The 24,427-nt window shown below is 60.5% G+C and carries 24 protein-coding genes; 13 read left to right on the forward strand and 11 right to left on the reverse strand.

Annotation, left to right across the window (positions count from 1 at the left end; all coding sequences use genetic code 11):
* Positions 1 to 70 precede the first annotated feature (70 nt).
* The 3 genes from ACNSOI_RS17445 (at position 71) to ACNSOI_RS17455 (ending at position 3,529) form a co-directional block, all read left to right on the forward strand.
* Entirely contained in the window at positions 71 to 997 is a 927-nt protein-coding gene (locus ACNSOI_RS17445; protein WP_061330763.1) for an esterase/lipase family protein, read from the forward strand.
* 7 nt (positions 998 to 1,004) lie between these two features.
* Complete coding sequence (locus ACNSOI_RS17450) at positions 1,005 to 2,099, forward strand: lipase secretion chaperone (RefSeq protein ID WP_420194658.1); 1,095 nt, start codon at positions 1,005 to 1,007, stop codon at positions 2,097 to 2,099.
* 74 nt (positions 2,100 to 2,173) lie between these two features.
* A complete protein-coding gene (locus tag ACNSOI_RS17455; protein ID WP_286921358.1) occupies positions 2,174 to 3,529 on the forward strand; it encodes a sensor histidine kinase in 1,356 nt (451 codons plus the stop codon).
* Here the strand turns inward: ACNSOI_RS17455 and ACNSOI_RS17460 are convergent.
* The gene (locus ACNSOI_RS17460; protein ID WP_106693921.1) at positions 3,498 to 4,160 is read right to left on the reverse strand and encodes a response regulator transcription factor; all 663 of its coding nucleotides are present in this window, start codon (positions 4,158 to 4,160) and stop codon (positions 3,498 to 3,500) included. The two genes, ACNSOI_RS17455 and ACNSOI_RS17460, sit on opposite strands and share 32 nt — an antisense overlap.
* 207 nt (positions 4,161 to 4,367) lie before the next feature.
* On the opposite strand from ACNSOI_RS17460, the gene ACNSOI_RS17465 reads away from it, so the two are divergent.
* The 3 genes from ACNSOI_RS17465 (at position 4,368) to ACNSOI_RS17475 (ending at position 7,985) form a co-directional block, all read left to right on the forward strand.
* Positions 4,368 to 5,684: a substrate-binding domain-containing protein gene (locus ACNSOI_RS17465; protein WP_228263786.1), complete on the forward strand. Its 1,317-nt coding sequence runs from the start codon at positions 4,368 to 4,370 to the stop codon at positions 5,682 to 5,684.
* 130 nt (positions 5,685 to 5,814) lie between these two features.
* Complete coding sequence (locus ACNSOI_RS17470) at positions 5,815 to 7,110, forward strand: pyridoxal phosphate-dependent aminotransferase (protein WP_138435865.1); 1,296 nt, start codon at positions 5,815 to 5,817, stop codon at positions 7,108 to 7,110.
* Between the two features lie 50 nt (positions 7,111 to 7,160).
* Positions 7,161 to 7,985 carry an inositol monophosphatase family protein gene (locus tag ACNSOI_RS17475; RefSeq protein WP_420194659.1) on the forward strand — a complete coding sequence of 275 codons (825 nt, stop codon included), beginning with the start codon at positions 7,161 to 7,163 and terminating at the stop codon, positions 7,983 to 7,985.
* A 438-nt stretch (positions 7,986 to 8,423) separates the two neighbouring features.
* Here ACNSOI_RS17475 and slmA read toward each other — a convergent pair whose 3' ends face one another.
* The 9 genes from slmA to ACNSOI_RS17520 all read right to left on the reverse strand — a co-directional run bounded on the left by slmA (position 8,424) and on the right by ACNSOI_RS17520 (position 16,960).
* On the reverse strand, positions 8,424 to 9,011 hold the full coding sequence (gene slmA / locus ACNSOI_RS17480) for a nucleoid occlusion factor SlmA (RefSeq protein ID WP_061330769.1): 588 nt from the start codon (positions 9,009 to 9,011) through the stop codon (positions 8,424 to 8,426).
* 117 nt (positions 9,012 to 9,128) lie between these two features.
* Entirely contained in the window at positions 9,129 to 9,938 is an 810-nt protein-coding gene (locus ACNSOI_RS17485; RefSeq protein ID WP_058091455.1) for a thiazole synthase, read from the reverse strand.
* 51 nt (positions 9,939 to 9,989) lie between these two features.
* Complete coding sequence (gene thiS, locus ACNSOI_RS17490; RefSeq protein ID WP_058091456.1) at positions 9,990 to 10,190, reverse strand: sulfur carrier protein ThiS; 201 nt, start codon at positions 10,188 to 10,190, stop codon at positions 9,990 to 9,992.
* A 17-nt stretch (positions 10,191 to 10,207) separates the two neighbouring features.
* Positions 10,208 to 10,582, reverse strand: a complete 375-nt coding sequence (locus ACNSOI_RS17495) for a DUF423 domain-containing protein (protein WP_420195732.1) — start codon at positions 10,580 to 10,582, stop codon at positions 10,208 to 10,210.
* Positions 10,583 to 10,592: 10 nt separating this feature from the next.
* Positions 10,593 to 11,396: a symmetrical bis(5'-nucleosyl)-tetraphosphatase gene (locus ACNSOI_RS17500; protein WP_420194660.1), complete on the reverse strand. Its 804-nt coding sequence runs from the start codon at positions 11,394 to 11,396 to the stop codon at positions 10,593 to 10,595.
* Positions 11,389 to 12,222: a 16S rRNA (adenine(1518)-N(6)/adenine(1519)-N(6))-dimethyltransferase RsmA gene (gene rsmA / locus ACNSOI_RS17505; RefSeq protein WP_286921363.1), complete on the reverse strand. Its 834-nt coding sequence runs from the start codon at positions 12,220 to 12,222 to the stop codon at positions 11,389 to 11,391. The genes ACNSOI_RS17500 and rsmA overlap by 8 nt, the downstream gene beginning before the upstream one ends.
* The gene (pdxA, locus tag ACNSOI_RS17510; protein ID WP_106693928.1) at positions 12,219 to 13,229 is read right to left on the reverse strand and encodes a 4-hydroxythreonine-4-phosphate dehydrogenase PdxA; all 1,011 of its coding nucleotides are present in this window, start codon (positions 13,227 to 13,229) and stop codon (positions 12,219 to 12,221) included. The genes rsmA and pdxA overlap by 4 nt, the downstream gene beginning before the upstream one ends.
* A complete protein-coding gene (locus tag ACNSOI_RS17515; protein ID WP_420194661.1) occupies positions 13,226 to 14,569 on the reverse strand; it encodes a peptidylprolyl isomerase in 1,344 nt (447 codons plus the stop codon). The genes pdxA and ACNSOI_RS17515 overlap by 4 nt, the downstream gene beginning before the upstream one ends.
* A 69-nt stretch (positions 14,570 to 14,638) precedes the next feature.
* On the reverse strand, positions 14,639 to 16,960 hold the full coding sequence (locus tag ACNSOI_RS17520; protein WP_420195733.1) for an LPS-assembly protein LptD: 2,322 nt from the start codon (positions 16,958 to 16,960) through the stop codon (positions 14,639 to 14,641).
* Between the two features lie 237 nt (positions 16,961 to 17,197).
* On the opposite strand from ACNSOI_RS17520, the gene ACNSOI_RS17525 reads away from it, so the two are divergent.
* The 3 genes from ACNSOI_RS17525 to ACNSOI_RS17535 are packed head-to-tail and all read left to right on the forward strand — an operon-like array spanning position 17,198 to position 19,685.
* A complete protein-coding gene (locus ACNSOI_RS17525) occupies positions 17,198 to 18,244 on the forward strand; it encodes an aminoglycoside phosphotransferase family protein (protein ID WP_420194662.1) in 1,047 nt (348 codons plus the stop codon).
* Positions 18,241 to 18,933 (forward strand): N-acetylmuramate alpha-1-phosphate uridylyltransferase MurU, encoded by a 693-nt coding sequence (murU, locus tag ACNSOI_RS17530; RefSeq protein WP_061330775.1) that lies wholly within the window; start codon positions 18,241 to 18,243, stop codon positions 18,931 to 18,933. Before ACNSOI_RS17525 ends, murU begins: the two co-directional genes overlap by 4 nt.
* Positions 18,930 to 19,685: a DnaJ domain-containing protein gene (locus ACNSOI_RS17535; protein ID WP_138435873.1), complete on the forward strand. Its 756-nt coding sequence runs from the start codon at positions 18,930 to 18,932 to the stop codon at positions 19,683 to 19,685. The genes murU and ACNSOI_RS17535 overlap by 4 nt, the downstream gene beginning before the upstream one ends.
* 25 nt (positions 19,686 to 19,710) lie before the next feature.
* Here ACNSOI_RS17535 and ACNSOI_RS17540 read toward each other — a convergent pair whose 3' ends face one another.
* Positions 19,711 to 20,634, reverse strand: a complete 924-nt coding sequence (locus tag ACNSOI_RS17540; RefSeq protein ID WP_420194663.1) for a DUF3530 family protein — start codon at positions 20,632 to 20,634, stop codon at positions 19,711 to 19,713.
* 95 nt (positions 20,635 to 20,729) lie between these two features.
* Here ACNSOI_RS17540 and rpe point away from each other — a divergent pair, with 95 nt between their 5' ends.
* The 4 genes from rpe to ACNSOI_RS17560 all read left to right on the forward strand — a co-directional run bounded on the left by rpe (position 20,730) and on the right by ACNSOI_RS17560 (position 24,422).
* Positions 20,730 to 21,416, forward strand: coding sequence for a ribulose-phosphate 3-epimerase (rpe, locus tag ACNSOI_RS17545; RefSeq protein WP_061330778.1), 687 nt, complete (start codon positions 20,730 to 20,732; stop codon positions 21,414 to 21,416).
* A complete protein-coding gene (locus ACNSOI_RS17550; RefSeq protein ID WP_420194664.1) occupies positions 21,413 to 22,102 on the forward strand; it encodes a phosphoglycolate phosphatase in 690 nt (229 codons plus the stop codon). The genes rpe and ACNSOI_RS17550 overlap by 4 nt, the downstream gene beginning before the upstream one ends.
* A gap of 237 nt (positions 22,103 to 22,339) precedes the next feature.
* The gene (gene trpE, locus ACNSOI_RS17555) at positions 22,340 to 23,827 is read left to right on the forward strand and encodes an anthranilate synthase component I (RefSeq protein ID WP_420194665.1); all 1,488 of its coding nucleotides are present in this window, start codon (positions 22,340 to 22,342) and stop codon (positions 23,825 to 23,827) included.
* A 16-nt stretch (positions 23,828 to 23,843) separates the two neighbouring features.
* Entirely contained in the window at positions 23,844 to 24,422 is a 579-nt protein-coding gene (locus ACNSOI_RS17560; protein ID WP_061330781.1) for an aminodeoxychorismate/anthranilate synthase component II, read from the forward strand.
* Positions 24,423 to 24,427 lie beyond the last annotated feature (5 nt).

Here is a 24,427-nt window from a genome sequence, read left to right on the forward strand (position 1 = left end):
GCCAGACCCGACCGCCGGGCAATACTCCTCGTTGCATTACGACAACCAACAAAAACAACAGGAGTCTTTTATGCGAATTGCCATGCCTTTCCGGCTGATGGCCGCGGCCCTCATGCTGGTCTTCTCAATGGTGAGCCACGCCAGTTACACCCAGACCCGCCACCCGATTGTGCTGGTTCACGGTGTGACCGGTTTCAACACCATCGGTGGTCTGGTCAACTATTTCCATACCATCCCCTGGAACCTTGAGCGCAGTGGCGCAAAGGTCTACACCGCCAGTGTTTCGTTTGTGAATAGCAGTGAACAGCGCGGACAACAGCTGGCCAACTACGTCAACAGTCTTGGTCACTCCAAGGTCAACCTGATGGCCCACAGCCAGGGCGCGCCCACCTCCCGGGTAACCGCCTCCCTGATTCCCCACCGCATTGCCTCTGTTACCTCCATCAATGGTGTTAACAAGGGGTCGAAAGTCGCCGATGTCATCCGGGGCATACTGCCTCCCGGCAGCTACGTGGAAGGTGGGGTGGACGCCATCGCCAATGCTCTCGGCGGACTGATCAACGCTCTGTCCGGTTCCAACAACCCGCAGGATGGCGTGGCCGCGCTGGAAACCCTCACCACCCCGGGCACCACCAGCTTGAACAACGCCCTGGGCTGGAAAGGGGTTAACCGAAATGCCTGCGCTGGCACCGATGAGGACGTCTGGATCAACGGCAACCGGGTGAAGTTCTTCTCCTGGACCGGGCGCGGCATCTGGACCAACGTGTTCGACATCACCGATCCGTTCCTGGGAGTAACCTCTCTCGCCTTCGGCAGTGAGCCTAGTGATGGCCTGGTGGGCGTTTGCTCCACCATGATGGGCAATGTGATCGGCACCCACTACGACATGAACCATGTCGATGCCATCAACCACCTGCTGGGTGCACGCTCACTCTGGACCAATCCGGTCAGCCTGTACCGCAGCCACGCCAACCGTTTGAAGAACCGCGGATTGTGAGAACAGTATGACGAACAAACCCATCGCATTGCGTCGATGGGTGCTTCCCGGGGCGCTGCTGGCCGTTGTGGCCGGCAGTGGCCTCTGGTGGGCACTGACGCCGCAAGCAGATACGGGCACCGCCAACACAACACCTCAGCAGGCAACTGAAAAGGCCGCTCAGCAGTCTGGTTCAACCAGCCTTGCCCCGACGGCCATTGTCGCCCCCAGCGCACCGGTTGCTGAAACCCGAACCCCGGAGTCCCTGGGTCCCAACCCGTTTGCGCCCTCACTGCAGGGTACCGATATAGACGGCGTTCTGCAGGCGGACGACAACGGTCAGCTGATCGTGAATCTGGAGGTCAGGGATTTCTTCGATTATTTCCTGAGCACCGTCGGCGAGGTATCACCGGAAACCGCCATCGGCCAGATTCAGCAAATGGCCCGCCAACACCTGCCAGAACCCGCCGCACAGCAAGCCCTGGCCCTGCTGGATCAATATCTGGCTTACAAACAGGCTTCTCTGGAAGTCATGCAAACCGAACTGGACCCGGCCCGCCAGCATGAACCGGCCTATCAGCTTTCTGCTCTGGGTAATGCCCTGGCTCAGCTGAAGGGTCTGCGGCAACAAACCTTCGCACCCGACGCTCATCAAGCCTTCTTCGGCATGGAAGAAGCCTACAGCGAATATACCCTGGCCACCCTTGCCATTCAGCAGCGGGCCGACCTGACCGATCAGGGCAAACAGGCCCTGGTGGAATGGCACCGCAACCAGCTGCCAGACACCCTGAAATCCACCGAACAACGGCTGGAAGCCAGCGCACAACAGCACCAGGAACGGGTTCTTGCGGTGGAGTCGGCCACCTCCCCGGAAGCGGCGGGACAACGACTCACCGAGCTGGGGCTTGATCGCCAGAGCGTTGACGGCGTGGTCAGTTACCTCCAGCAACAGGAAGCCTTCCAGGCTCGGTTCGAAAGCTTCCGGAAGGACCTGCAAAGCAGCGTTGCCGGCGGTCTCGTGGACGCCGAACAACAGCAACATCAGGAACAATTGTTACAGCAACACTTCCAGGATGAACAGGAACAGACCTGGGCAAGACTGAAGCTGCTGGATCAAAGCTGATCATAATGTGCGGAAGCGCCTGAACTCGGCGCTGCCGCGTATTACAATCGGGCGAAGACGCAGTAGGACCCGATATGAACGCTGAACAAATCCAACAACAGCAAGCGCTGGGCTTCAGGTCTCTGAACTTTACCCCCAGGCTGGAGCCCGTTTACCGGGAATCCAGGTCAGCCATGATTCGGCAACGGGCAAGGCCGGTGTCGATTGCCGGCCTGGCCCTGTACCTGGTCTATGCGATCGTAGACATTCTCACCCTGCCTCCGGAGCTGGCCAGTATAACCGCCGGGGTTCGCCTGGCCGTGGTCTGCCCGATAATCATCCTGGTGCTCATCCTCGCCTATCAGGACAAGCCTTCAGACCAGACGTTCGAGAAACTGTATACCGCCGCCTACCTTGTTGGTGGTGTCGGCGTGATCGCCATCATCCTGGCGGCCCGAAAACAGGACTATCCGCTGCCCTATGAGGGCATGATCCTGATGCTCATGTTTGGCTATTTCGCCATGGGCCTTCCTTTCAAAACTGCCGCTGTGGCCTCCAGCCTGCTGGTCATCGCCTATCTGAGCACAGAGGCCTTTGCCGGCACGCCCACCCCCGCCGTCCTGAGCAATGGCTTCTTTCTGTTGACCGCAAACGCCATCGGCATGATTGGCTCCTGGGTCAGTGAATACCGGCATCGCGCGCACTTTCTGGACCGCCAGCTATTGGACGTGATGCACCAGGCCACTGAAGCTGAAAGCCGGCGGAAGACCGAACTGATTACCGCCGCCAGCCACGATCTGCGCCAGCCATTGAATGCTATTTACATCACCCTGGAAAATCTGAAACCAGGCGAACAGGATGGCCATCAGAGCTCGGTCATTGCTCAAGTCAAAGATATGGTAGCCCAGCTACGCCGCCTGCTCGGAACCGTGCTCGACAGCGCTCGCCTGAGTGAAGGGATGATCCAACCAGAAATAGTGCCGGTCAGCCTCGAAGCCATGGTTCAGGAACTACACGACCTGATGAACGAGACGCTCGGCCAACGCAATATCACTCTGACCATTGAACCACAGCCTGCCGGTTATCCCGTTCTGGCTGACCCGGGCCTGTTGCTGCGTATACTGCAGAACCTCGTGATCAATGCGGCCGACCATAGCGGTGGCAATACCATCACCGTCAGCAGCCAATGCCAGGACCACAGGGTAAGGCTACAGGTAGCCGACAACGGCAAAGGGGTGGCGCCGGAGCTGGGGGAGCAGTTGTTCCAGCCCTACGTTCGTGGCACCAGCCCGGCGACCTGCCCGGGGCTTGGTTTGGGGCTGACCATCGTCCGGGAATTCACCGGCCTGATGAATGGCCGGTGCGGTGTCGACTCCCGGCCTAAACAGGGTAGCGTGTTCTGGGTTGAGCTACCGGCCACTACAACCAGCCAAGCGCCCGGGCCTTGTTAACGCACTCTGTCCGGTTGTGAACACCGAGCTGGGTGAAGATCGCCTTCAGGTGGGTTTTCACGGTGTGTTCAGTCAGGTCCAGGCTTTGGCAGATGCGTTTGTTGGGGAAACCCTGAGCCAGCAGGGCCAATACCTCCCGCTGCCTTGGCGTCAGGGGAAGGTCGTCAGTAGCGAAAGCCGTCAGGCCACCGGGGAAGTAGCTCTGCCCCTGTCCCACTGCTCGCATCATTCGCACCAGTGATGCCCTGCTTGCGGATTTGGCAAGAAAACCTTTGGCACCGGCGGCCCTGGCGGCCCGCACCGTCCCTTCGTCATCGCTGCTGGAAATGATGACAATGGGCGGTTTGGCACTCTGACCAGACAGCCGGGCGAACAGAGATAGCCCCACCTCACCGTTGAGGGCGACATCCAGCAGCACCAGATCAATGTTGTCATCGTGCCTGAGGGCATCGGCAGCTTGTTCAACCGACGAGACAATGTTCACCTGCGCTGCCAGCATCTCCTGCTGAATCAGACCCGCCAGTCCTTGAGCAAACAGCGCATGGTCGTCCACCAACAGCACCCTCCCGAAGAGTGATACTGCCGATGCCGGGGCGGATTCGGCACCCCGACCAAGCGTTGTCGCAATCATTCACAGTCTCCCGCACTGTTTATTTTTGTTTCCGGGGATACGCCACTATAAGCCAGCCAGACCAATCACTCAGCGGCCTGCTTAACACTTTATTACATAGGTGCCTGTTCTTATCCGCTCACTGCAACCGACTGAAACACAAATGTCATAATTCTGAAGCATGCTTCCCCTTACTCAACCATCTGTTATAAATAGGTTTTTCAACTAATGGCGAAACCACCAAGGAAGTTTTTCACTCTCTGCCTGTTCGTTCTCGCGGCGGTCATGCTGTCTCCGGCATCCGCCCATGAGCTTGAAATTCACGGGTCGAACACCGTTGGCGCCACACTGGCCCCCATGTTGGTCTCCGGGTATCTACAGCAGCTGGGCGACGACAACCCCAGCAGCCGGCCCACTGGTGAGGAAAATGAACAGATCCTCAGTGCCAACGCCGGCGGCCGCAATCTCAGTGTTCTGGTGGCGGCGCATGGCTCGAGCACCGGCTTTCGAACCCTCGCCAGCGGCCGGGCCGGCATCTGGGCATCGTCCCGACCGGTAAAGCCATCCGAGGCCGACCAAGTGCGCGCGCAAGCCGATCTCACCGCGCTGGAAAGCGAGCATGTGATTGCCATTGATGGCCTCGCCATCCTGGTGCACCCATCCAATCCGATCAATCAACTCAGCATCGACACCATTGGCCAGATCTTTGCCGGTGAGATTCGCAACTGGTCAGAGCTCGGAGGCAGTAACCGGGCTATCACCCTGTACGCGCGGGACGACCGCTCCGGTACCTGGGACACCTTCAAATCCCTCGTGCTGGGCAAGAAATACCCGCTGGATCCTTCGGCAATGCGTTACGAATCCAATGATCAGCTCTCTGATGATGTGTCCCGAGACCCGGGTGGAATCGGTTTCTCAGGCCTGGCCTCGGTGCGCAACAGCAAGCTGTTGGCAGTTTCCGACGGCAACGCACCGGCCCTGAAACCGAACCAACTGACCGTCGCCAGTGAGGACTACCCGTTGTCCAGGCGGCTGTTCATGTACACCATGGGTGATCGCACGCCGGAATTGGCCGCCCAGTTGATCGAGTTTGCCCTGGGCACCAACGGCCAGGCCCTGGTGGCCGAATCCGGGTTTATTTCCCAGAACCCGATTGCGGTGAAGCCGGACTTCGATGCCTCCGTGCCGCTCACCTTCCGTCGCCTGACCGAGAACTACCAACGGCTGACCGTAAACTTCCGGTTTGCCGAGGGCCGCACCAAACTGGACAACAAGGCACAACGGGACCTGATGCGAGTGAAGCATTATCTCGAAGCGCAAGGACGCTCAGCGGAAGACCTGTTGCTGATCGGCTTCGCCGACACCCAGAGCCATGAACTGAGGGCCCAGATGATCTCCGAACTGCGGGCGCTCTCTGTACGCAAGGCGTTAAACGAGGCAGGCCTGCCCCGGGTCGCCTACACTGGTTATGGACACTATATGCCGGTGGGCGGCACCGGCAATCAACGTAACGGCCGAGTGGAAGTCTGGATCAAAGACCGATAGCACCGGATAGACAGGGGGTTCGACGAAAGTTTCGCCCGAGCCTTCGGCAATCCCCTATCCGCACTGGTATCACAGATATGTTTGGGTTTCCTATACTGCCGTTGTCACCACCAACCAACAGACCGGGACAATGGACATCAAAAAAGACCACCGCTTCGCCATCAACCTGAACGTTCGTGGCATTCAGCCCTCTTCCACCCTGCGGATCAACGAGCTGAGCAACCAGCTACGTTCCGAGGGCAAGGACATCATCAAACTTGGCTTGGGCCAGTCGCCATTCCCGGTGCCCGAACGCGTGGTTGATGCCCTCAAAGAGCACGCCCACGAGAAAGATTACCTGCCGGTGAAAGGCCTCAAGGGCCTGCGCGAGGCCATTGCCGGTTACATTAACCGGGCCGAGCGTATGCGTTGCACCTGGGAAGACGTGCTGATCGGCCCGGGCTCGAAAGAGCTGCTGTTTATCCTGCAGCTGGCCTACTACGGTGACCTGCTGATTCCGCGCCCGAGCTGGGTATCCTATGCACCCCAGGCCCGCATCATCGGCCGTTCGGTACACTGGCTGCCCACCCACGCAGAAAACAACTGGCAGCTGACCGCGGAAGAGCTGGACATCATTTGCCGGGACGATCCGTCGCGCCCGCGTATCCTGATCCTGAATTACCCGTCCAACCCTACCGGTTGCACCTACACCGACGACCAGTTGCTGGCCATCGCCAACGTGGCGCGCAAGTACAACCTGATACTGTTGTCGGATGAGATCTACGGTGAAGTGCACTTTGAGGGCAAGCATAAATCCATCGCCCGTTATTACCCGGAAGGCACCATCATCAGCACCGGCATGAGCAAGTGGCTGGGTGCCGGCGGCTGGCGCCTTGGTGCCTTCATCTTCCCTCCGGAACTGCGCCCGCTACAGGATGCCATGGCCATCATTGCCAGTGAGACCTTCACCTCCACCGCAGCGCCCATCCAGCATGCCGCCATCACCGCCTTTGACGGTGGTGAAGACATCGACGAGTACCTGAAACAGTCCCGTCGGGTGCTGAAAGTGGTGGGTGAATACGTTTACACCCGTTTGAGCGCCATGGGTGCCGTGGTGCAAAAGCCGGAGGGGGCCTTCTACCTGTTCCCGGATTTCTCCAGCTTCAGCGACAGACTGGCCCGGAGGGATATCAAGACCGCCCAGGCGTTCTGCACCGCTCTGCTGGAGGACACCGGCGTGGCCATCCTGCCCTCCAGCGACTTCGGCTTCGTACCGGACCACCTGGGCGCGCGCCTCGCGTTCGTCGACTTCGACGGCACCCAGGCCCTGGGCCTGGCCGGTGGTGACTACGCCGAGCAGGCGCTGGGTGACGATTTCGTCAAACAGGCCTGCCCGCGCATTGTGCTGGCCATGGACAAGATGGAGAAGTGGCTGAGCAGCCTGTAAAGCCGCGCCGTGCTAAACTGGCACCCTCACGTTGTTCAACTGGGGGTGCCATGTCTGATTCCGTTTCTCTGCGCGAAATCACCGATTTTGCCGAAGCCCTGGCCAGGGAGGCCGGCGAGCTGATCCGCCACGAGCGCCAGGAAAACACCCTGCGCACCGACTACAAGCAGCAAACGGAACTGGTTACCCACGCTGATGTGATGGCCGACGAATTCATCACCGGCGCCATCCGCGAACGCTTTCCCGATCACCGCATCCTGTCTGAAGAAACCATGCCGGACCTGTCCCAGGCAGAAGAGCTGGACACGCCGCTGTGGATCATCGACCCCATCGACGGCACGGTAAACTACGCCTACGGTCACCCGCAGGTGGCGGTGTCCATTGCCTATGCGGAGCGCGGCCAGGTTCAGGTGGGCGTGGTGCACGCGCCTTTTCCGGGCGAAACCTTTCGGGCCACCAAGGGCGAAGGCGCTATGTTAAACGGCCAGCCCATTCGCCACAGCGGCGCAACGGAACCCCGGCAAAGCCTGTTTGCCACGGGCTTCCCCTACACCAAGGACAACCTGGAACCGCTGGTAAGGCGGCTGGATGCCATGATTCACCAATGCCGGGACCTGCGCCGCATTGGCTCGGCGGCCCTGGACATCTGCTGGGTGGCCTGTGGCCGTCTGGATATCTACTACGAGAACGTCAGCCCCTGGGACTTCGCCGCCGCCCGCCTGATTGCCTGGGAAGCCGGCGCCACGGTGGGCCACTTCGGCGACGTGCCCGATGACTACCCGGCCGACCTCTGGGGCCGCGATATCCTGATCTCTGCACCGGCGGTATGGGAACCCGTGCGGTCCATACTCCGTTCTGCTTCGGGTTATGACTGAGGCCGTTTTTTTGTTTCTGCCGGTTTGGGTTGGGAGTTTAGATCTGCCTAGCCTGCGATTTTGCGCGGTTAGGCACTGGCTGGAGGCCCTTTCCCGAAAACGCTACGAGCACATCCATGTGCGCTTCGCTCCGGCCATCCCTGGCCTCCGAGATTTCGGGAAAGGGCCTCCAGCCAGTGCCTTTCGAACTTCACGGGAATCGCATTAACAGCGCCACTTTTCTCTGTAAACCAGCGATAAATCCAGTTCGGTTTCAGTGAATTGGGTATATCACCGAAATCCGATCGTTGTGGGCGGGGTTTGCCTTCGCAGAATCTCGAAGGCCAGGGATGGCCGGAGCGAAGCGCACACGGACGTGCTTGTAGCGTTTCTGCGAAGGCAAACCCCGCACACAACACTCCCAAATTCGACAGGCTAGGGGTAGACGAACCCCAAGCCTCAACCCCAAACAGCTTCGGAAACCAAGCTCCAAGCCTCGTCGAAATCAGCCGAAGGCAAACGGGAGAATGAGGAACGAACGAACCGCTGGATGCGGCCTTCGAGGAACACCATCACAAAATCTGCACCGCGAGCCGCGCTGGTTCGAGGCCGCAGGCTCTGGCGGATCTCGCCTTCTTTCAGGGTCTGGCGGAACTGGGTTTCCAAACGCTCGAAGAACTGGGACGCACGCTTGCGCAGTGTCTCATCCTCGCCCATCAGGGCATCGCCGGTAAGCACGCAACACAAACCCGGGTTACGCTCTGCGAACACCAGCACCAGATGCACCAGCTGCTGAAGGCGAACCCGCACATCTTCCTGCTCCTGAAGCACCACCTGGCAGCGGGAGAACACCGCCTCCTCGGCAAATTCGATCAGGGCCTCGAACATTTTGCGTTTGCTTGGGAAGTGCCGGTACAGGGCCGCTTCGGTAACGCCCACGGTTTTGGCCAGGCCGGCGGTGGTGATCCGGGCCCCCGGGTCATTTTGCAGCAATTCAACAAGGGCCTGCAGGATGGTCTCCCGCCGGCTGGGTTTCTGAGTGGTCATATCAGTACTACAGCGCTCTGTTTTTTTGGCCACCGACAACACGGACCTGCTCGGACACTGGGATTATCTTTCTACCCGTGTCAGTCCGTGCCGTCCGTGGCTAAGGTTTTATATTTTTTAGAAGAAAGTGCCGTCAATCGGTGACGACGCACTGGCGTACAGCTTCTTTGGCATACGTCCAGCAAGGTAGGCCTCGCGGCCGGCTTCGATGGCCAGGCGCATGGCGTTGGCCATTTTGATCGGGTCTTTGGCCTGGGCAATGGCGGTGTTCATCAGCACGCCGTCGCAGCCCAGCTCCATCGCGATGGTGGCATCCGAGGCGGTGCCAACACCCGCGTCGACCAGCACCGGCACCTTGGCGTTCTCAACGATCAGCCGGATGTTGTAGCGGTTCTGGATGCCAAGGCCTGAGCCGATGGGCGCACCCAAGGGCATGATGGCCACGCAGCCCATTTCTTCCAGACGCATGGCCAGCAGCGGGTCGTCGGAGCAGTACACCATCACCTTGAAACCGTCTTTGATCAGCTCTTCGGCGGCGGTCAGGGTTTCCGGCATGTTGGGGTACAGGGTTTTGTGTTCACCCAGCACTTCCAGTTTCACCAGGTCGTGGCCGTCCAGCAGCTCCCGGGCCAGCTTGCAGGTGCGTACCGCGTCTTTGGCGGTGTAGCAGCCGGCTGTGTTGGGCAGGATGGTGTAGGTGCTCGGGGAAATGACATCCAGCAGGTTCGGCTCGTCCGGGTTCTGGCCGAGGTTGGTACGGCGCACCGCCACGGTCACAATCTCGGCACCACTGGCTTCGATGGCGTGGCCGGTTTCCATCAGGTCGTGATACTTGCCAGTGCCCACCAGCAAGCGGGACTGGTACACCTTGCCTGCAATTTCCAGGGGTTTGTCTTCGGGGAGCTGGATTTCCGGGGTATCTGTCATAACCTACCTGAGTTCAGTGAAAAGAGGGGGCGCGTTCAGCTGAACGCAAACTTAACCGCCGCCGATGGCGTGCACCACTTCCACCCGGTCGCCATCGCTCAGGGTGAAACTCGGGTGCTGACTGCGGGGCACAATATCTTCGTTGACCTCAACCGCGACCCGTTTTCCGGCCAGCGTGAGATGCTCAATCAAGGTCGCAATGGTTGCTCCACCGGGGAGTTCCATGTGCTCACCATTTACCTGAACCTGCATGGTTCGGATCACCTCCGTTACTTTTTCAGGGCCGCCGCAACCAGCAGGGCCCAACCAATCATGAAGCAGACACCGCCAATGGGCGTAACCGGCCCGAGCCAGTGATGGCCGGATAACACCAGCAGATACAGGCTGCCGCTGAACAGCACAATGCCTGCGAGCCAGAAGCCGCAAGCGATGCCAAGCAACCGCCGGGACAAGCCGAGGGCCGGCATCAGGCTCGCCGCCACCAGTATCAAGGCATGATACATCTGGTAACTGACGGCGGTCTGGAACACTTCCAGGCCCCGCTCGCTCACCACGTGGCGCAAACCGTGGGCTCCGAAGGCACCCGCCATCACCGCCAACAGGCCGGCCACAGCACCCATCACCAAAGCCCAGCGAATCACCATTTCTGAGGGTTTAAGCGCAGTCACAGTGAATCAGCTCCCCGGAATCCAGGTTCATCAGGGTCAGGGCGCCGCCCCAGACACAGCCGGTATCCAGGCCGATAAACCGGTCACTGCCGGTGTTGCCTTCCAGCGCAGCCCAGTGGCCGAAGATCACCTTTACATCGTCTTGCCGGGGGTAGGTAAACCAGGGCGCGAAGCCCGGCGGTGCATTATCCGCCGACTCCTTGGTGGCCAGCTCCAGGCTGCCGTCTTCGGCGATAAAGCGCATCCGGGTGAAGTAGTTGGTGATCACCCGCCAACGGTCCATACCGGTGAGGGTATCACACCAGCGCTCCGGCTGATTGCCATACATTTGGCTGAAATAGTCCTGCGCCTGGTCGCCCCGGATCACCACTTCTACTTCCCTGGCGCAGGCCACTGCCTGGTCCACGCTCCAGATATGAGGCAGCCCGGCATGGGCCATAACCAGGTTACGTTTCTCGTCGTGCACGCACAGATATTGTTGACGCAGCCAATGGATCAAGCGGTCATGGTCCGGTGCATCCAGGATATCGTGCAGGGTGTCTTTGCGCTTCGGGCTGTGGCCCCCCAGGGCAACCGCCAGCAAGTGCAAATCGTGATTCCCCAACACCACCACGGCAGCGTCGCCCAGGCTTTCAATGTAACGCAGGGTTTCCAGTGAGGCGGGCCCGCGATTAATCAGGTCGCCCGCCACCCAGAGCCGGTCCCGGGAGGGCGAGAAATCCACTTTCGCCAGAACATCCCGTAACCGGTCATAGCAGCCCTGAATATCGCCAATGGCGTAGTCAGTCATTACTTACCTCATCCACCTCGACATTAAGCGGGCCTGCGTCCGCCAGCAGGTCGGCAATCTTGACGTAGTCGGCCAGGCTCAGATTTTCCGGCCGCAGGCCGTCGTTGATGCCCACAGACTGCAACTGTTCCACCGTCACCAGGGCCGCCAGTGCCTTGCGCAGGGTTTTCCGGCGCGCGTTGAAGGCGGTGCGCACCACGGCCTGAAGGGTCTTGAGGTTCTTGGCCGGGTGCGGCAATTCTTTGTGAGGGACCAGCCGGACGATGGCGGAATCCACTTTCGGAGCCGGCCGGAAAGCCCCCGGGCCCACTTCAAACAGCGGCTGCACCTTGCAGAAGTACTGGGCCATGATACCCAGTCGGCCATAATTATTGTCGCCCGGCGTGGCCGCCAGCCGCTGCACCACTTCTTTCTGCAACATGAAGTGCATGTCCTGAACCACCCCGGACTGCGCCAGCAGGTGGAAGATCAGCGGCGTTGAGATGTTATAGGGTAGGTTGCCGACGATTCGCAGTGGGCGACCATCCACCACCAGCTGGCTGAAATCGAAACTCAGGGCATCGGCTTCGTGAATCCGGAACTCGGGATAATTGAAGAACTTGGTGCGCAGCACCGGAATCAGGTCCCGGTCCAGCTCCACCACCTGCAGGCGCGGATTAACCGCCAGAATCTCTTCGGTGATCGCACCGAGACCAGGACCAATCTCGACGATGGCATCGTCCGGTTTCGGATTGATCGACCGGACAATCTTCTCGATCACGCCCGGATCATGAAGGAAGTTCTGGCCGAAACGTTTACGGGCCTTGTGGCCCGGATGGTTACTCATGATGACTCTCCGGCAATAGCCGCCCGGCGGCAGCGGGCCATGTGTTCGCCTACGCGAATGGCGGTGTGCAGGCTGCCGGCGTCGGCCTTGCCGGTGCCGGCCAGGTCCAGGGCGGTGCCGTGGTCTACCGAGGTACGGACAATGGGCAGGCCCAGGGTGATGTTAACGGCCCGGCCAAAGCCCTGAAATTTCAGTACCGGCAGGCCCTGGTCATGGTACATGGCCAGCACGGCATCAGCGTTATCCAGCCAGTGTGGGGTGAACAGGGTATCGGCCGGCAGCGGGCCGGTCAGTTTAATACCTTCGGCCCGGAGTTTATCCAGGGTCGGCTCGATCACCTCGATTTCTTCCCGGCCCAGATGGCCACCCTCGCCGGCGTGTGGGTTCAGCCCAGCCACCAGGATCCGTGGTTTTTCAATGCCAAAGAAGGTTTTCAGGTCGGCGTTGAGAATGCGCGTTACCTGGGTCAACCGTTCGGGGGTGATGGCCGCAGATACGTCCTTCAGGGGTAAGTGGGTGGTTACCAGCGCCACCCGCAATTCCTCAGTAGCCAGCATCATCACCACCCGTTCAACACCGCAGAGTTCCTGCAGAAACTCGGTGTGGCCGCTGAACGCGATTCCGGCTTCGTTGATCACGCCTTTGTGAACCGGCGCGGTCACCATACCGTCAAAATCGCCGTTCAGGCAGCCCCTGGCGGCGGTGGTCAGGGTATCGAGCACATACTGACTGTTGCCGGCGTGTAACCGGCCCGCGACTGTAGACGCGCAGCCTTCCACATGGCACACCGACACATGGCCAGCCCGGGTGTCCGGCGTCTGGCCCGGGTGCCAGTCGTGTAACTCTACGACCAGACCAAGCTGCCGGGCACGGTCTGCCAGCAGCGTTTTGCAAGCCACCACCACGATACCAGCCTGGCGCGGTTCAAGCGCCAGTTGCAGGCACAGTTCCGGCCCGATGCCCGCTGGCTCGCCGGCGGTCAAAGCCAGAATCACCGGTGTCGTCATGACGCGTTGTTTTCCTCACTGGTCGGGTTCAGATCGGCGTAGTCCCCTTTGAACTCGACAAAGGCTTCATCGCGAATTTCCCTGAGCCAGTTCTGAAGTTCGGTTTCAAACTTGCGCTGGTAGATAGCTTGCCGGGCCTGGGACTCCCGGTTTTCAGCAGTCACGTCCTGTTGCCGGCGCTCTTCTACCTGAAGAATGTGCCAGCCAAACTGGGACCGCACCGGCCCGTAAATCTCGCCCACATCGGCCTCCATCATGGCCTGCTCGAAAGCCGGAACCATCTGGCCGGGGCTGACCCAACCCAGGTTGCCGCCATCAGAGCCGGACACCGGGTCATCCGACAACTCCCGGGCCAGGGCCGCAAAGTTCGCGCCGTCCTGCAATTGCTGGTAGATATCGCGAATGCGGTTTTCAGCCTGGGTTTCGGTTACCGCTTGGGAGGGACGAATCAGGATATGACGCACCCGGTGCTGCTGGATCACCGTCAGCTGTTCGCCACCACGCTTGTCCATCACCGTCACCAGGTGAAAACCGCTGTTGTTCTCAAGCACCTCTGAGGGCACGCCTACTTCCATGTTCGGCACCACCGGCGCAACCAGGGATGGCAACTGGCTCTCTGTACGCCAGCCCATATCGCCGCCTTCAAGGGCGTTTCCGGCATCCGATTCGGCAACCGCGACTTCCCGGAAGTCGCGACCATCGATGATCTGCTGGCGCAGGTTTTCCGCTTTTGCGCGAGCCTGCTCAACGGAATCCTCGTTACCGGGGTCATCTACCTGGATAAAGATATAAGCCAGGCGGTATTCCTCAGCATCCGGCCCCCGGCCGGCCTGGGCCTGCAGGTAATTCTCAACCTCCCGGTCAGTGATACGGACCCGGTTGCCAACCCGGCGCTGCTGCACCCGGCCAGACAACATTTCATTACGGATCTGTTCCCGGGCCTGCTGGTAGGTAACGCCCTCTTCCGCCAGTTGCTCTTCAAACTGCTCCAGGCTCAAGCCGTTACTACGGGCAATATTAGCCAGGGTCTCGTTCAGCTCGTTATCGCTGATGCGCATCCCCATCTGGTCCGCCATCTGCAACTGAAGAGACTCGGAAATCAGCTGTTCCAATACCCGCTCTTCCAGCAGTTGCCGGGGCGGCAGGCCGGTGCCCTGGGCGCTGAGACGGCCAACAATGGTATTCACCCGCGCATCCAGTTCGGTCTGGAGGATGACATCGTCATCCACAATGGCAACCACCCGGTCCAGCACTTGTCGCTCGGCGTGGGCAGAAACCGACACAGCCAGCATGGCCATGGTCAGCAGCAGTGTCAGTCCGTGGCGTAACGTCGCCTTCATAATCACCTCTTGATGTGTACATTCCCAGCCAGGCCTTCGGAACAGGCTGGCTGATGACATTGGTTCGTTTTAACGGCGCGGAGTTCCAAAACGGCGGCGCTCGCGTTCGTCATAGCCGTAGATGGCATCAGAAATATTGTCGGAAGCGCCACCACTACCCCCGAGCCCTTTCAGTTCAATGCGGAACAGCACACGGTTGTCCAGCTGTTCATCGTCCGTCAGGTAGTTCTGGTGAACCACCTGAACACTCCAGCAGCAGTTGTTATATTCAATACCCGCCAGGGTACCAACCGTCCGGTCCAGGCCGGAATCATAAACCCAGCGGCCGATCCCGCTGACGCGGTTGGTCACTGGGAAAACAACACCAACATCACTCTGTTCCAGCTCGTCTGGTCGGCTGTAGGTGTGGCCCAGGGTGGCCAGGTAACGATAATCCTGTGAGTGGTAGATTAGCTGGCTTCGGCCTTCTTCAGTTTGCTGGGTGTCGGGGTCCCACAGGCCGGCACTGCGAATCTCCAGATTCTCCAGCGGATTCAATACCAGCTCACCGGCCAGCGGTGAGCTGCTTCTGTCGGAGGCACCCTGGCCGAACAGATCCACTTCCCGATCATCGAAATAGCGCACCTGCCCGATGCTGACCCTGGCACGCTCCGCCCCGGTCACCAAGTCATTGAACCGGCTGGTCAGGGCGACGGTCAACTGGTTGGCGTCACCCACCCGGTCACCGCCGGTGAAGCGATCCCGCTCAAACAACTGGTCGAAGCGGAAACTCTTGAGCCCGGTATCAAAGTCCGGGATGTGATTCTGGTCAGCATCGGCATCGGCCCAGGCGTAATAAAGCCGGGGCTCCAGGGTCTGGTTGTACGGCACATCGAACAGGCTGGAGCGGCGATCGAAATACAGCCCGTTATCCCACTCAAACACCGGCACCGTTCGGTCAAAGCTGCCGCTGCCCTGGGTGTAATCTTCCAGGTCATAGCGGGTGTAATCCAGACTGACCGACGGCCGGGTGAAACCCCAGAGCCTGCGCAAAGGCAGGGCCAGTTCCGGAATGGCCCGAACCCGCTGGCCGTTGGCCCGGTCCAGGCCGGTCAGATTCTCGTTGTCGCGATAGAACCAGGTGTACTGGCTCTCGAGATTGGCCTCGACGTGCCCGAATTCGCCGGTTCCGGCGTAGAGAATCTCCGGCAACTGGGCGTAGGGCTTATCGACATCGGCGATCCGGTCCCGGATGGTCTGGTAACCGTTCAGGTAGGCATCGAAATACTGGTTATTGCCGGAATAACGCACACCCCCGCGACGTTGCAGGTGCGTTGCCTGATCGATTTCCAGGGAGCGGTTGAGGTCACTGAGGTAGTCCTGGTCAGAGACCACCGAGTAGTCCCCGTAACCGGTCCAACCCCCGCCAAACCGGGCCCGGGTGGTGAAATCCAGTGCCCAGCGATCGCCACCCTCGCCTGGATTGTCAGCCTTGAAGGCGGAATCGTTGTCGATATAACCCAGTTGCAGGACCGATTCACCAAAGCGGCTCAGGTAACGCCCTTCTACTTCGGTAAACAGCCCACGACCATGAATGTACTGGGGTGTCAGGGTGGCATCGTAATGAGGTGCAAGGTTCAGGTAATACGGTAAGGCCAGATAGCCGCCACTGCCGGCGCTGGAGGAACCGAACTGGGGGTACAGGAAACCGGTCTTGCGGCGGTCATCAATGGGAAAGGTGATGTAGGGCCAGTAAAACACCGGGGTATCCAACACTTCCAGGCGAACGTGGCGGGCGGTGCCAAATCCTTCCTCCTGATCCAGGGCAATATCGGAAGCGACAATAGACCAGTCGTTCTGATGAGGCCCGCAGGTGGTCAGCATGCCATCGGTGATCAGCACCTGGTGCTCCCCCACCCGGGACAACGACGATGCCCGGCCCCGCATCTCGGCGTCATGCAGCAGGAAGGTGGCGGTGTTGATGTCCAGTTGCCCGGACTCCACCGAGTAACGGGCGCTGTCGCCGGTCAGCAAAAACCCGTCGCCACGGCTGACCAGCGGACCGACAAGGTCCAGCTCCCCCGTTTGCTGGTTATAACGGGCTTCAGAACCTGTAGCCTGGAATTCACCCTGGCGCAGGCGCACATCGCCCTGCAGGAACAACTCGGAATTCAGCTCATAGCGGGCGTTCAGGGCGCTGGCCTCCAGCGGTGCCCCGCCGGTCTCCGCTCCGGACAGCAAGGGCATCTGGCCGCCAGCCGACGACGATAGCAGGTATCCGCCTTCACAAAATACCGGTAATCGATCCCTCACCTCGGGCGGCAGCTCACTACGAGGGCGCCAGTCGATTTCCGCCGCACTGGGAGCCTGCTCCTGGGCGTTTGCTACTCCGGAAACAGGCAAAAGCGCCATTGCCAACAGGAGCCTGGCAAACCGGTGCTGGGGCCACGACAGGTAACGGTAACGGCTGGGCACGGTAGCGAAGTTCCTGTTCCGGGTGAATGGGGCTTGAAGAAAAACAGCTGCCTAGTTTACACGCGCCCCACGGGCTTGTTAACGGAAACACCGCTGCAAATCCGTTTTACGCTCTTTATACTGCTCTGCTAACGTTTGCACTCAGTCATCGAACTCAGGAAGCGCAGCATCATCATGGATATCCGCCTGCAACGGCTGACCGAATGGGTCAGGCACATACCCGGTTTTGAAACTGCCAGCCCTGAGCCGGTTTCCGGTGACGCCAGCTTCCGCCGGTACTTCCGGGTTTGGCAAAGCACCACTGGCAAAACCCCGGTGCCGTTTATCGTTATGGATGCCCCTCCCGAGCACGAAGACTGCCGGCCGTTTGTGGCCATCGCCCGACACTGGCGCCAGCAGGACATTATGGTCCCCGCCATTGCCGCTGAAGACCTGGCCCTGGGCTTCCTGCTGCTGGAAGACTTTGGCGACCAGCTGATGCTGCCGGCCCTGGCCCAGGCCAACGCCGAGACACTGTACCGGCAGGCACTGGATGAGCTGGTCAAGATCGGTCAGGTGTCCTCGCCGGGCGATTACCCGCTGCCACCTTACGATGAAGCGCTTCTGGACAGGGAGATGGCGCTGTTCCCCGACTGGCTGCTGGAGCAACACCTGCAACTGACACTGAGCAACCAGGAACGGGCACTGCTGGACACCACCTTTGCGCTCCTGAAGGAGAGCGCCCTGGCGCAACCCGAGGTCACGGTGCACCGGGACTACCATTCCCGGAACCTGCTGGTACTGGCTGGCAGCAAGCGCCCAGGGGTGATTGATTTCCAGGACGCGGTGCGCGGACCGGTCACCTACGATGTCGTTTCCCTGCTGAAAGACTGCTACGTGCGCTGGCCCGAACACCAGATCGCCGACTGGCTCGAATATTTCCGCACAGCCGGCCTCGCGGCCGGCCTGCATCGCGCAGACCCGGATACCTTCCGGCAATGGTTTGAGCTGATGGGCATGCAACGGCACCTGAAAGCCGCCGGTATCTTTGCCCGCCTGGCAATCCGGGATGGTAAAACCGGATACCTGGACGACATCCCCCGCACCGTTTCTTACCTGCGAGATGCCAGCGCCCGGCAACCGGCGCTCCGACACTTCCATGAATGGCTGTGCGACCGCGTACTGCCCGCCATTGAACAGCGCATTGGCCCCGTTCCCGGGCAGGAGAGCAGCCAGCTGTGAAAGCCATGATCCTGGCCGCCGGCAAGGGCGAACGCATGCGCCCGCTGACCCTGACCACCCCGAAACCACTCCTGGTCGCCGGCGGCAAGCCGCTGATCGTTCATCACCTGGAACACCTGCGTGACGCGGGCTTCCGCGATGTCGTCATCAACCACGCCTGGCTGGGTGAGCAGATAGAGCAGCAATTGGGCAATGGCAAGCAGTTTGGCCTGAGCATTCGCTACTCGGCCGAGGGCGAGCCACTGGAAACCGCCGGCGGCATCGTCCGGGCGCTGCCGTTGCTTACCGACCGGGGAGACGACTGGTTTCTGGTGATCAATGGCGACATCTGGAGCGATGTCTCGTTATCGGACCTGCAGCCTCCGGAACAGGATAACTGCCTTGCCGTTCTGGTGATGACGGATAACCCCGAGCACCACCCGGAGGGGGATTTTCACCTTGAAGCCGATGGCGCCCTGATCACAAGCGGCGGCAGCAAACTCACATTCACCGGTATCAGCCTGCTGCATCGAAAGCTGTTCGATGGCCTGGATGACACATCCGGCAAGCTGGGCCCGGTGCTTCGCAAGGCCATGGCAAGCCATCAGGTTCGGGGCCTCTATCATGGTGGCCGCTGGGTGGATGTTGGTACCCCGGCCAGACTGGCCAAGCTGGACAGGCAACTCGCCGACGGCAGGCACCAGGCATGAGCAAACCCAGCACGCCACCGTTACCCGCGAGACTGGAGTCGGTGTTCTCCGACCTGCTCAAAGAGCTGTCCAGTTGCGGGCACCAGGCCAGCACCCTGATGGAGAGAGCAAGGCTGCCGCGCTGGTGCCGCAAACCCCTGTTCTTTTTCCTCGGCTACATTGCCAAGGCCGACGGCCGGGTGATGGAAGCAGACATCCGTTACGCCGAGGCCCTGATGAAAGCCCTTGGCCTTTCCAACCGCCAACGCAAGAAAGCGATTGATCAGTTCCAGCGGGGCAAGGCCGCCAGCCAGCTACCCCTGAGGCAGGGCCTGCTGTTCCGTTTGCTGGCAGCGATATGGCCCGGACCAGCCCTGAAGACTGCCATCTGCCTGTGCCACGGTGCCCAGGTACTGGGCCAGCCCGGCAAAGCCCGGCGCTACCGCTGCGAAGATGCCATCGACCACATAGGCCTGCCGGTGGCGGTCAGCGACGACATCTTTGAAAGTTACGCCAGCAAAGTCTGGATCCGTAACGCCGGCGCTATCGCCAAACCGGATACCTATGAACAGGCCTGCCAGATCCTCGGTGTGACCCGACGGGACGACCTTGAATCCATCAAACGGACCTACAGAAAGAAGGTGTCCGAATGTCATCCGGACAAACTCGCCCAGCAGAAACTGACACCATCAGAACTGGCCATGGCCAAGGACCGACTGCTTCGCTACCAGCAGGCCTGGGAACTGATCAAACAACGCCACCGCCCACTATAAGCCGTCGCCGCAGCCGCCGGACCGTTCAGCGATTCATCCAGGCCTGAATCCGGCTAGCCACCCGCTCTGCATCGGCCCGTTGCGGCGGAGTTGACAACGCCATGGGTTGACGCCGATAACCACTGACCTGCTCCCGCGCCAGGGCAGCCGCCCGCGCAACCGCCGGATGCCGGCCGGCGTCATCCATGGCGTGCAGGTCGAGAACCCGCCACGGCCTGTCTGCCGACAACATCGCGGGCAATTCCGGCAACCTGTCACCGGAGAAACGTGGCGCCAGCCAGATCACCCCGGACAACGCCCCCTGGCCCAGTGCCCAGGCCGTCACATAATCGGCCGACCAGCCAATACCCGACACCGCCGGCCGCTCGTATCCGCGCCGCTCCAGCTCACCGGCGGCAGCATCCAGCAGCTCGCGGATAGAGTTGCGGTAGTCTGACATCACCTCCTCCAGGGCTTCTTCCTCAGCCACGTCAATCATCACCGAGGATTGCAGCTGGTCATCCTCAGGCGGAGCTGTCTCCTGCGGCTCTGGCACTAGCCGTTGTTGCCGGCGCCGAACCACACTTTCCGGAGGCGGCCGAAGCCCCAGTGTCATCACTGCCACGCCACGCTCCGCCAGGGTATCAAGAAGCCCGCCGGCCAGACCTTCAGCCGCTGTCTGCCCCTCGTCTGCCAGCACAATCAGCGCGCCACGTGCCGGTGTTTTCAACTCTGGCTGGAACAACGCCAGTGCCCGGCTATCGTCATCCAGATCCAGCCATACTGTTCGCTCAGGGAACTGTCGGGCCAACGACCACTCACCCAGGCCCGTCAGCGCCGTCGCCCTGCGCTCCATAGCGTGGGGCGCGCCCTGGTCCGGCTCCGGCTCGTTCTCCTGCGCCGATACCGTCAGCGCCAAACCGGCCAACAGCAACCAGAGAACCCCAATACCTGCTCGACCTGTGATCAAAACCGCTTACCTCACGCTGCGAAAATGCCTGGCAAACTGATAGACTAGCAGGGTTCCTGTGCCGCCGATAATTCACCTGATCAAGAGAGCCTTTGATGAACCCTTACCTGATTGCCCCATCCATTCTCTCCGCTGATTTCGCCCGCCTGGGCGAGGAAGTCGACAACGTTCTGGCCGCTGGTGCCGACGTGGTTCACTTTGATGTGATGGACAATCACTATGTCCCCAACCTGACCATCGGCCCCATGGTGTGCGAGGCCCTGCGCAAGCACGGTGTGACTGCACCCATCGATGTGCACCTGATGGTCTCCCCGGTGGATGACCTGATCCGCATGTTCATTGACGCCGGTGCCAGCTACATTACTTTCCATCCGGAAGCCAGCAACCACGTAGACCGCTCCCTGCAACTGATCCGCGACGGCGGCTGCAAGGCCGGGCTGGTGTTCAACCCCGCCACGTCCCTGAGCCACATGGATTACGTGATGGACAAGCTCGACATGGTGCTGTTGATGTCGGTGAACCCGGGCTTCGGTGGCCAGAAGTTCATCCCCGGCACCCTCGACAAGCTCAAGGAAGCCCGCAAGAAGATTGATGCCAGCAACTACAACATTCGCCTGGAAATCGACGGCGGCGTAAAAACCGACAATATCCGGGAAATCGCCGAAGCCGGCGCCGACACCTTCGTGGCCGGCTCTGCCATATTCAACACCCCGGATTACAAGGCCACCATCGACGCCATGCGCGAGGAACTGGAGCAGGCCCGCAAGGTGATTGGCGGATGAGCCTGAAAGGTCTGTTCAACGCCCGCTGGCCGGGCGTGGCCCTGTTTGATCTGGACGGCACCCTGGTGGACAGCGCCCCCGACCTGGCCGCTGCGGTAGACCAGATGCTGGAACACCTCGGCAGGAGCCCGGTCGGGCTTGAGAAAGTGCGCAACTGGGTTGGCAATGGCGCCCCGGTACTGGTGCGCCGTGCCCTTGCCGGGAAAACCGACTGGGAACCCGCCGCGCCCAAAGATGACGCACTGTTCAAAGACGCGCTGGCGATCTTCTACCACGCCTACGGACAACTGAACGGCCGCCATGCGGTGGTGTTTGACGGCGTCAACGAATGCCTTGAGCACCTGAAAGGCCTGGGCTGCCGGATGGCCGTGGTGACCAACAAGCCGGACCAGTTCGTTCAGCCACTGCTGGAGAAAACCGGCCTGGACCGGTGGTTTGAGCTGTCGGTTGGCGGCGACACCCTGCCAGTGAAGAAACCAGACCCAGCGCCGCTGCTGCACGCCATGGAACAACTGGGCGGCACCCGTGGTACCACGGTAATGGTTGGTGACTCCAAAGCCGACGTAAAAGCTGCCCTGGCGGCGGGCATCCCATGCGTAGCCGTGCGGTATGGCTACAACTTTGGCGGGCCGGTAGACAGCCTCGGCGCAGACGCTGTTGTTGATTCGCTGGCCCAGCTTTTGTAATCTCACAAGGACGTTTTACTTTGAACACATCCATTCGGGAGATTCCTGCCGTGCAGGGACTGAATCTGACTGCAGCGCGAGGCATCCTGACAACCCGCGCAACACGATGGTGGCGATGGCGCACCGGCTGAGCAAGCCAAAGGGCGCCATGGCGCATGCCTGCTTGCCCGCACCACCGGTCACAGCGGTGTAACACCGTTCTGACAAAACGCAGATCAGATTTCAGGAAACCGAACCATGACACCCGAGCAATTCCACGAGCTCGCTGAAGCCGGCTACAACCGTATCCCCGTATACCGCGAAGTACTGGCGGACCTGGACACGCCCCTCAGCACCTATCTGAAACTGGCCAGTGGGCCATACTCCTACCTGTTCGAGTCGGTACAGGGCGGAGAGAAATGGGGCCGTTATTCCATTATTGGCCTGCCGAGCCGGGAAGTGCTGAAAGTTTTTGACCACCGCATTGAGGTCAGCCGCCACGGCGAGGTGGTTGAACAGGCCGAAGTGGACGACCCCCTGGTTTTCGTGGACGACTACCAGCAACGGTTCAACGCCCCGGACCTGCCGGAACTGCCCCGTTTCAATGGTGGCCTGGTGGGTTACTTCGGTTATGACACCGTGCGCTATATCGAGAAACGCCTGCGCCACAGCTGCCCGCCCGACAAAATCGGCACCCCGGACATCCTGCTGATGGTGTCCGATGAAATCGTGGTGTTCGACAACCTGCGGGGCAAGCTGCACCTGATCGTGCACGCCGACCCATCGGTTGAAGGTGCTTACCAGAAGGCCCAGGCCCGCATCGACGACCTGGAAAGCCAGCTGCACCGCCAGACGGCCAACGCGCCCCGCACCCCCGAACATCTGCGCGGCAAGGTGGTGGATGAAAGCGACTTTATCTCCGGCTTCAGCCAGGACAAATTCGAAGCGGCGGTGGACAAGATCAAGGGCTACGTACTGGACGGCGACGTGATGCAGACCGTCATCTCCCAGCGCATGTCGATCCCGTTCGAGGCACCGCCGCTAAACCTGTACCGTTCGCTGCGCGTGCTCAACCCATCGCCGTACATGTACTTCCTGGATCTGGAAGACTTCCACATTGTCGGCTCGTCTCCGGAAATCCTGGCCCGGGTGGAAGACGAGGAAGTCACCGTTCGTCCTATTGCCGGCACCCGCAAACGCGGCGCCACCGATGCCGAAGACAAGGCCCTGGAAAAAGAGCTGCTGGCCGACCCGAAAGAAATCGCCGAGCACCTGATGCTGATCGACCTGGGCCGCAACGACGCTGGCCGGGTGTCGGAAACCGGTACCGTGAAGTTGACCGACAAGATGATCGTGGAGCGCTATTCCCACGTCATGCACATTGTCTCCAATGTCACCGGCCGCCTGAAACAGGGCACCAGTTGCCTGGACGTGCTGCGCGCCACCCTGCCAGCGGGCACCCTCAGCGGCGCCCCGAAAATCCGCGCCATGGAAATCATTGATGAGCTAGAGCCGGTCAAGCGTGGCGTCTACGGCGGCGCCGTGGGCTACCTGTCGTTCAACGGCAACATGGACACCGCCATCGCTATCCGCACTGCGGTGATCAAGGACAACACCCTGCACATCCAGGCCGGCGCCGGCGTGGTGGCAGACTCCATTCCCCGCCTCGAATGGAAAGAAACCATGAACAAGGGCCGCGCGATTTTCCGTGCCGTGGCCATGACCTACAACGACTACGACCATTGAGGCGGAGGAACAGATTATGTTGCTGATGATCGATAACTACGATTCCTTCACCTACAACGTGGTGCAGTACCTGGCGGAGCTGGGTGCAGACGTGCAGGTATACCGGAACGACGAAATCACCATTGAGCAGATTGAAGTCCTGAAACCGGAGCGACTGGTGATTTCCCCGGGCCCCTGCACGCCCAACGAGGCGGGCATCTCCATGGACGCCATTCGCCACTTCGCCGGCAAACTGCCAATCCTGGGCATCTGCCTCGGCCACCAGGCCATTGGCCAGGTGTACGGCGGCGACATCATCCGCGCGGGCAAGGTGATGCATGGCAAGGTGTCGGCGGTGTACCACAATGACGTGGGCGTGTTCCGGGGCCTGAACAACCCCCTGCAGGCCACCCGTTACCACAGCCTGGTGATCGACAAGAACACCCTGCCGGATTGCCTGGAAGTCACCGCCTGGACCCGCAACGACGATGGTTCCGTTGAAGAAATCATGGGCGTGCGCCATAAGACCCTGCCCATTGAAGGCGTGCAGTTCCACCCTGAGTCGATCATGACCGAACAGGGCCACGAACTGCTGCGCAACTTCCTGAGAACATAACAAGA

Source organism: Marinobacter sp. GH_1, from assembly GCF_048595985.1.
Classification (GTDB): Bacteria; Pseudomonadota; Gammaproteobacteria; order Pseudomonadales; family Oleiphilaceae; genus Marinobacter; species Marinobacter shengliensis.

Coding starts and splice junctions, on each gene's coding strand:
- ACNSOI_RS17445 (WP_061330763.1), top strand. CDS start 71: ATGCGAATTGCCATGCCTTTCCGGCTGATGGCCGCGGCCCTCATGCTG.
- ACNSOI_RS17450 (WP_420194658.1), top strand. CDS start 1,005: ATGACGAACAAACCCATCGCATTGCGTCGATGGGTGCTTCCCGGGGCG.
- ACNSOI_RS17455 (WP_286921358.1), top strand. CDS start 2,174: ATGAACGCTGAACAAATCCAACAACAGCAAGCGCTGGGCTTCAGGTCT.
- ACNSOI_RS17460 (WP_106693921.1), bottom strand. CDS start 4,160: ATGATTGCGACAACGCTTGGTCGGGGTGCCGAATCCGCCCCGGCATCG.
- ACNSOI_RS17465 (WP_228263786.1), top strand. CDS start 4,368: ATGGCGAAACCACCAAGGAAGTTTTTCACTCTCTGCCTGTTCGTTCTC.
- ACNSOI_RS17470 (WP_138435865.1), top strand. CDS start 5,815: ATGGACATCAAAAAAGACCACCGCTTCGCCATCAACCTGAACGTTCGT.
- ACNSOI_RS17475 (WP_420194659.1), top strand. CDS start 7,161: ATGTCTGATTCCGTTTCTCTGCGCGAAATCACCGATTTTGCCGAAGCC.
- slmA (WP_061330769.1), bottom strand. CDS start 9,011: ATGACCACTCAGAAACCCAGCCGGCGGGAGACCATCCTGCAGGCCCTT.
- ACNSOI_RS17485 (WP_058091455.1), bottom strand. CDS start 9,938: ATGACAGATACCCCGGAAATCCAGCTCCCCGAAGACAAACCCCTGGAA.
- thiS (WP_058091456.1), bottom strand. CDS start 10,190: ATGCAGGTTCAGGTAAATGGTGAGCACATGGAACTCCCCGGTGGAGCA.
- ACNSOI_RS17495 (WP_420195732.1), bottom strand. CDS start 10,582: ATGGTGATTCGCTGGGCTTTGGTGATGGGTGCTGTGGCCGGCCTGTTG.
- ACNSOI_RS17500 (WP_420194660.1), bottom strand. CDS start 11,396: ATGACTGACTACGCCATTGGCGATATTCAGGGCTGCTATGACCGGTTA.
- rsmA (WP_286921363.1), bottom strand. CDS start 12,222: ATGAGTAACCATCCGGGCCACAAGGCCCGTAAACGTTTCGGCCAGAAC.
- pdxA (WP_106693928.1), bottom strand. CDS start 13,229: ATGACGACACCGGTGATTCTGGCTTTGACCGCCGGCGAGCCAGCGGGC.
- ACNSOI_RS17515 (WP_420194661.1), bottom strand. CDS start 14,569: ATGAAGGCGACGTTACGCCACGGACTGACACTGCTGCTGACCATGGCC.
- ACNSOI_RS17520 (WP_420195733.1), bottom strand. CDS start 16,960: ATGGCGCTTTTGCCTGTTTCCGGAGTAGCAAACGCCCAGGAGCAGGCT.
- ACNSOI_RS17525 (WP_420194662.1), top strand. CDS start 17,198: ATGGATATCCGCCTGCAACGGCTGACCGAATGGGTCAGGCACATACCC.
- ACNSOI_RS17535 (WP_138435873.1), top strand. CDS start 18,930: ATGAGCAAACCCAGCACGCCACCGTTACCCGCGAGACTGGAGTCGGTG.
- rpe (WP_061330778.1), top strand. CDS start 20,730: ATGAACCCTTACCTGATTGCCCCATCCATTCTCTCCGCTGATTTCGCC.
- ACNSOI_RS17550 (WP_420194664.1), top strand. CDS start 21,413: ATGAGCCTGAAAGGTCTGTTCAACGCCCGCTGGCCGGGCGTGGCCCTG.
- trpE (WP_420194665.1), top strand. CDS start 22,340: ATGACACCCGAGCAATTCCACGAGCTCGCTGAAGCCGGCTACAACCGT.
- ACNSOI_RS17560 (WP_061330781.1), top strand. CDS start 23,844: ATGTTGCTGATGATCGATAACTACGATTCCTTCACCTACAACGTGGTG.